This is a genomic window from Streptomyces sp. NPDC057565 (genome assembly GCF_042801455.1).
Lineage (GTDB): Bacteria > Actinomycetota > Actinomycetes > Streptomycetales > Streptomycetaceae > Streptomyces > Streptomyces yanii.
The window spans coordinates 1-1,780 of the sequence record NZ_JBHVFU010000169.1 but is presented as its reverse complement, the minus strand read 5'-3'; the positions used below and the strand labels follow the sequence as shown (position 1 = coordinate 1,780).

The 1,780-nt window shown below is 66.5% G+C and carries 1 protein-coding gene; it reads right to left on the bottom strand.

Translation table 11 applies throughout. The features are described 5' to 3' along the window. Positions 1 to 33 precede the first annotated feature (33 nt). Positions 34 to 1,653, bottom strand: coding sequence for an IS4 family transposase (locus tag ACFU8W_RS52410; protein ID WP_384052981.1), 1,620 nt, complete (start codon positions 1,651 to 1,653; stop codon positions 34 to 36). Between the last annotated feature and the right edge of the window lie 127 nt (positions 1,654 to 1,780).

Genomic DNA, 1,780 nt, shown 5'->3' with positions numbered 1-1,780 from the left:
CAATGCCACGAAGTTAGCGTCGCAGCCGCCAAGTCAAGGGCGGCTGTCGGTGGGCGAAGCTTGAGGCGGTAGGCATTCGGGGGCGAGCTTGTAGGTCGCGTTCGCGATCTTTTCGAGGAGACCTTCCCGTGTCCAGCGGCCCAGCTGGACGCAGAAGCTGTCGTAGTGGGTGAAGCCGAGGGCCGTGGCCAGCTCGCGCGCGTGCCAGGACCGATGAGGTGAGGTTCGCATGTGCTGGAGGACTTGGTTGCGTTGACCGCTGCGTCCGTGTGCTGCGGATGATGGGGGCTGGGTGTGGATCTCGACGGCGAGGCTGGTGACGTTCTGGCTGGTCAAGGGATGCTCGCTAGTCGGGTTCGCCGGATAGCGCGAGGTCGGACACTTGACCTTGCGGGCGCTGGTGCGTGGGCGTCTGGGCGGCAGCAGAGCAGACAGGACCGCAGTGGAAAAGGGGGTGCGGTTCGACGAGGTCGGCAGGACGTAGTCGGCACGGACCACCTGGTCGCGGGCAGCTTGAAGGGCTACGGTGAAGCTTGCCCGGTCCGGGTCGACCCCGGGAACGGACTCGACGGCCTCGACCATTGCCGTGCGGAGCACCTGGTAGAGAGTGAGCAGAGCCCACACTTCCTGCTCGAGTCCGCGCGGCTCTTGGGAACGCAGGACCCGTCCGGTCAGCAGGGTGTGCCGCAGCGAGTAGAAGGCGGACTCGATCTCCCAGCGTTCGTGGTAGAGGCGGATTAGGGCCTCGGCAGGGTCTTGGCGGTGGTTCAAGAGACTTGTCGCGAGCCGGTAGCGGCCCGTGATGCGTTGTCCGCTGCTGGTGGTGAGGGTGATGTCGGCTTCGATGACGCGGACGCGCAGACCGTGGAAGCGGGTGAGGTAGGAGCCGTCGGGGAGGACTGCCAGCACCGCGGGGCGCCGGTGGGCACACAGCCGGACCAGGAACTGAGAACCGGTGCCGGCGACGGCGCGAAGGAAGTCATCGCCGTCGAAGGCTCGGTCGGCCAGCAGGAGCATCTGTGGTGTCAGCCGGGGCAGCAGTTCGCTCGCCTGGGCGGTCTCGCCGTTCTCGGACGGGCCGAAGACCGCGCCGAGCAGGCCCCGGGTCCCGGTCTCGCACAGCACGGTCAGCCTCAAAGACGGGTAGCCGGACATGCCCCAGTGGTGCCGGACTTTGCCCAGCAGGACCCGGATACGTGGCAGGTCAGGGGCCTTGAGGGAACTACAGCCGTCGAACGCTACGGTCCGCCAGCGCCGGTAGCGGACGCCGGGAGTCGATGGCCGCGCCAGCGGCACCGCCAGAACGTCGAACAGAGTCTTCAGCGGCTCCGGCCCCAGACGTCGGCGTAGCTGCCGCAGGGCGGCTTCCGAAGGAATGCACAGGTCGATGCCCGACAAGCCGGCCACGAGCTTGTCCCACACACGTCTGTATCCCAGGGTCGGGAACAGGCCCAGGGCCAGGACGAAGTAGATACCGACCCGGGACGGGAGCGTACGCACGCGGACCTGAACGGTCTTGGTCTCTTCGAGGACATCATCGACGAGCTCGAAGGGTATGTGCTGCGTCAGCCCACCAAGATGGCCCGGCGCGAAGGCGCCCGCGGCGACGGTGGTAGTGCGCGTCATGGTGTAAGTGGAAAGCTGGCTCGACAACGGATCCCCTGGTCAGGAACATCTTGGTCGACTTCCTCTTACCAAGGGATCCCGCCCTGCACCGCCAGAACCACTCATCTCGGACCGCCCTTGACTTGGCGGCTGCGACGCTAACTTCGTGGCATTG